Raw genomic sequence first — 4,136 nt, forward strand, 5'->3', positions numbered from 1 at the left:
CCATAGATGATCAGGTTGATGCTGGGCGGGATCATCGAGCCCAGCGCGCCACCCGCACCGATGGTGCCGAGCGCCAGCTTCTCGTCATAGCCCATGCGCAGGAGCTGCGGCAGGGCGATCATGCCGAGCAGCATGATCTCGCCGCCGACTACGCCGGTCATCGCCGCCATGATGATGGCGACCACCGTGGTTATCGCCGCCAGGCCGCCCGGGCGCTTGGCGCCCCAGACGCTCATCGCGTCGAACAGGTCGCGAGCCACCCCGGTGCGCTCCATCATTCCCGCCATAAAGATGAAGAACGGCAGGGACACGAGCACATAGGTGTTGATGAAGCTGTAAATTCGGCCGGTGATCAGGATCAGGCTGTTCAGCCGGTCGAAGTCCAGGATGAAGAAGGTGGCGATGATGCCGGTCACCACGCCGAGCGGGACGCCCAGCAGCATGAGCAGGATCATGCCGCCGAACATCAGGACGGTGATGAGTTCAATTTCCATGGACGGCCTCCAGCCGGCGCGCCGCCCGCACGAAGTTCACGACCGCCTGCAGCAGCAGGAGCGCGCAGGCCAGGAACAGCACGCCGCGGACCAGTGCCGGCAGCGGTACGTCCCAGGCCGAGCCCAGCGTCTCCGGCCGCCATCGCCCGCCGCGGAAACGGAAGATCGACGCCGCGGCCTGGAGCCAGGCGGCATAGGTCAGGACCAGCCCCCACAGGATCAGGAGGGTCGCCGAGAACAGGTCGATCACGCGCCGGATCCGTGGGCCGAACCGGTCATAGACGAAGGTGACGCGGATGAGTTCCTGGCGCTGCAGGACATAGGGGCCTGCCAGCACGAAGGTCAGCGCGCACAGGCTGGTGGTCAGCGGATGCACCCAGTTGGTCGGCTGGCTGAAGCCGTAGCGCGCGATCACCTCATAGGTGGAGATCGCGATCGCCGGGACGATCAGTGCTGCCGCGAGGGCGCCGGACGCCTTCGACAGGCGGTCGATCCACATGTCGCGAGATCCCGGGTGAGAGGCGAGAACGCATTCAGGCAAGGCAAGGCAGGGGACAGGGACCCGCGGCCCCCGCCCTCCTTCAGGTCACAGCAGGCCGATCTGCTGCATGAAGGCGATGTGCGCCTCGTAGGCCTTCTTCGCGAGCTCGCTGCCTTCGGCGTATTCCTTCACCGCCTCGGCGGCGATGCCGCGCAGCTTCTGGCGCTCTTCCGGCGACCAGTCGATCAGCTCGACCCCCTCCTCCGCGACCACGGCCTTGGCGGCCTTCTGGTCGTCGATCAGGGTCTGCGCGTTCATGTCCGCCGCGAACTGTCTGGTGGCGGTCTCGACAATCGCCTTCAGGTCGTCCGGCAGCTCGTTCCAGCGGTCCAGGTTAACCGAGATGTCGCAGGCCGGCATCGAGCTGATGCCGGGATAGAGCGAATACTTGGCGGTCTGGTAGAGGCCCACCTGGGCGTTCTGGCCGAGCGTGCTGTAGTCGGTGGCGTCGATCACGCCGGTGCTGAGCGCCTGGAAGATCTCGCTGCCCGGCAGCGAGACGACGCTCGCACCTAGGGCGTTGAACACCTGGCCCACCACACCACCAGGCGCGCGGATCTTCACGCCCTTGAAGTCTTCGGTGCTGCGGATCGGCTTGCGCGCCGGGATCGATTCGGCCTGCCAGAAGGACGGGCCCACGAAATGGACGTTGTAGTCCTGGTAGAGCTCGCGGGCGATCTCGGTGCCGCCGCCATATTCGTAGAACATCTGGAACTGCAGCGGCGTGTCATAGCCGGCCATGAACGAGCCCAGCACGCCGAACGCCGGATCCTCGCCCGCGAAATAGCCGGGCGAGCCGAAATGGCCATCCAGGATGCCCTGGCCGATCGCTTCCAGGGTCTGGTCGGCGGCGACCACGGAATCGAGCGGCATGACCTCGATCTTCAGCCGGCCGCCCGACATGGCGTCCACGTTCTGCGCGAAGTCCTCGAACACCTTGTTGGCGGTCGAACCCGCCGGCATCAGGGACTGCATCTTCCAGTTGATGGTCTCGGCCTGGGCCGCCGATACGGACAGGGCGAGTGACAAAGCACTGCCGAGGACTGCTCGCTTCCACATGTTAGCCTCCGTTGCTCCTGCTTGCTCGATGTCGCCGGGAAGTCGTTTGCGGCCTCAGCCGGGGATGTTCAGCATCGCCCTGGCCTCGGCGGGCGTGGCGATCTCCCGCCCGCAGGCCTTCGCCAGATCGACGATCCGGCGCACGAGCTCGGCGTTGGTGGGAGCGCCCAGCTCCGCATAAGGATTGTCGCCGATCCCGATCGCCACGTGCCCGCCGGCCTGGATCGCCTGGGCGGCGATCGGGAACAGGTTCCCGGGCTTGGCATTCACGGTCCACTGGACCGGCCGGGACCTCGGCAGGAAGTCCAGAAAGGCGCGCAGCCCGGCAGCCGTGGGCGGATGGCCGCCCAGGATGGAGCGGTCGGTATGGACCAGGAGCAGGTAGGCCGGATCGTCCAGCAGACCCATCTCCAAGAATGCCTCGACATAGCGCAGGAACGGGATGGTCCAGCAGGCGAGCGCCGGCTTGACGCCGATCTCGCGAAAGGTCTTCGCGAAGAAGATCAGCGTCTCGGTGCTGTTGACGTAGCTCTTGGACTTGGTGGTGAACCGCTTCGCCACCGGGTCGTAGACATCGATGTTGGTGCTGCCGATGTCCATCGACGCCAGTTCCGGGCGCAGCGCCGGATCCTGGACCAGGCGCCGGATGTGCGCCACGCGCGCCTCGTCCCCCTGCACCGTGATCTGGCCCAGGGTGGAATGGATCAGCAGGTCGCTGTTGTCCCGGATCGCGCGGATCGTGTCGGCATAGGCGTCATAGCCGTGTGCGGGCGACCCGTCCGGCTGACGGGCGTGGAAATGGAGGATCGAGGCGCCAGCCGCGCGGATGGCGGCCGCATCCCGGCCGATCTCCTCGGCCGTCCAGGGCACGTTCGGGTTGCCGTCGCGCATCGCGTACTCGTTGACGCGGACTTCGATGATCAACTTCTCCACACCGCGCTCCGTCACCGCCTGCACACCTGATGGCGGATCGGAGTACATTGTTCCCAGATTGCATGCAATCGTTCGATTGGGCATGCGAACGTGTGCCGACACTGCCTGCGGCGACGGGCAGGCAGCGAAAGAGATCGGTCATGCGCAATGCCCAGGGCTCGGCCGCGCGCAGCACGACCGAGCCCTGGCCATGGGGATGAAGGAGTGGAGCGGCGCCCTCAGGCCCCGGTTACCCGCCAGATCACGTCGCCCACGTCATCGGCGACCAGCAGCGACCCGTCCGGGCCGATGGTGACACCGACCGGTCGGCCATAGGACGCCTTCTCGTCGGGTGCGAGGAAGCCCGTCAGGATGTCGCGCGGCGGGCCGGCAGGCCGGCCGCTCTCGAACGGCACGAACACCACCCGGTAGCCGCTGAGCTTGCTGCGGTTCCAGGAGCCGTGCTGGCCGATCACCATGCCGTCGCCGAAGCCCGGCAGGGTGCCGGCCGGCAGCCAGCACAGGCCGAGCGAGGCGGTGTGCCCGCCCAGCGCATAGTCCGGCTGGATCGCGCGGGCCACCAGGGCCGGGTCCTGCGGCACCCGGTCATCGACGGTCCGGCCCCAGTAGCAATAGGGCCAGCCATAGAAGCCGCCGTCCTGGACGGAGGTCAGATAGTCGGGCGGGGTCTCGTCGCCCAGGCCGTCGCGCTCGTTGACCACCGTCCAGAGCACCCCGGTGGTGGGCTCCCATGCCAGGCCCACCGGATTGCGCAGCCCGGATGCGAAGATCCGGCACACACCACTCGCCACATCGAACTCGTAGATCGCGGCGCGCCCTTCCTCAGCTGCCATGCCGTGCTCGCCGATATTGCTGAGCGAGCCGACCCCGATATAGAGCCTGGTGCCGTCCGGGCTCGGCAGGATGCTGCGGGTCCAGTGCCCGCCCGGCTTGAACTCGGCGAGCTTGCGGCCGGGCCCGCTGATCCGGTCGGTACCCGCCTCATACTGGAAGGCAACCAGCCCGTCGGTATTGCCGACATAGAAGGTGTCGCCCAGCAGGGCCATGCCGAAGGGCTGGTTCAGCCCGTCCAGGAACACGTGGCGGGTCTCGGCCGTCCCGTCGCCGTC

The 4,136-nt window shown here is 67.1% G+C and carries 5 protein-coding genes; all 5 read right to left on the reverse strand.

Annotated features, from left to right (window positions below):
- Positions 1 to 494: TRAP transporter large permease subunit (locus EQG76_RS29805; RefSeq protein WP_159718876.1), on the reverse strand; the 494-nt coding region annotated here is incomplete at its 3' end.
- The gene (locus EQG76_RS29810; RefSeq protein ID WP_159718877.1) at positions 484 to 993 is read right to left on the reverse strand and encodes a TRAP transporter small permease subunit; all 510 of its coding nucleotides are present in this window, start codon (positions 991 to 993) and stop codon (positions 484 to 486) included. The genes EQG76_RS29810 and EQG76_RS29805, both read right to left, overlap by 11 nt.
- 87 nt (positions 994 to 1,080) lie before the next feature.
- On the reverse strand, positions 1,081 to 2,094 hold the full coding sequence (locus EQG76_RS29815) for a TRAP transporter substrate-binding protein (RefSeq protein ID WP_159718878.1): 1,014 nt from the start codon (positions 2,092 to 2,094) through the stop codon (positions 1,081 to 1,083).
- 54 nt (positions 2,095 to 2,148) lie between these two features.
- Positions 2,149 to 3,027, reverse strand: a complete 879-nt coding sequence (locus EQG76_RS29820) for a BKACE family enzyme (protein WP_407925589.1) — start codon at positions 3,025 to 3,027, stop codon at positions 2,149 to 2,151.
- A gap of 218 nt (positions 3,028 to 3,245) precedes the next feature.
- On the reverse strand, positions 3,246 to 4,136 hold an 891-nt coding region (locus EQG76_RS29825; RefSeq protein WP_159718880.1), incomplete at its 5' end, for a PQQ-dependent sugar dehydrogenase.

Source organism: Geminicoccus flavidas, assembly GCF_009806515.1.
In the GTDB taxonomy this organism is placed as follows: Bacteria; Pseudomonadota; Alphaproteobacteria; order Geminicoccales; family Geminicoccaceae; genus Geminicoccus; species Geminicoccus flavidus.

Excerpts from the sequence above, each read along its gene's own strand:
- EQG76_RS29810 (WP_159718877.1), bottom strand. The coding sequence starts at position 993 with ATGTGGATCGACCGCCTGTCGAAGGCGTCCGGCGCCCTCGCGGCAGCA.
- EQG76_RS29815 (WP_159718878.1), bottom strand. The coding sequence starts at position 2,094 with ATGTGGAAGCGAGCAGTCCTCGGCAGTGCTTTGTCACTCGCCCTGTCC.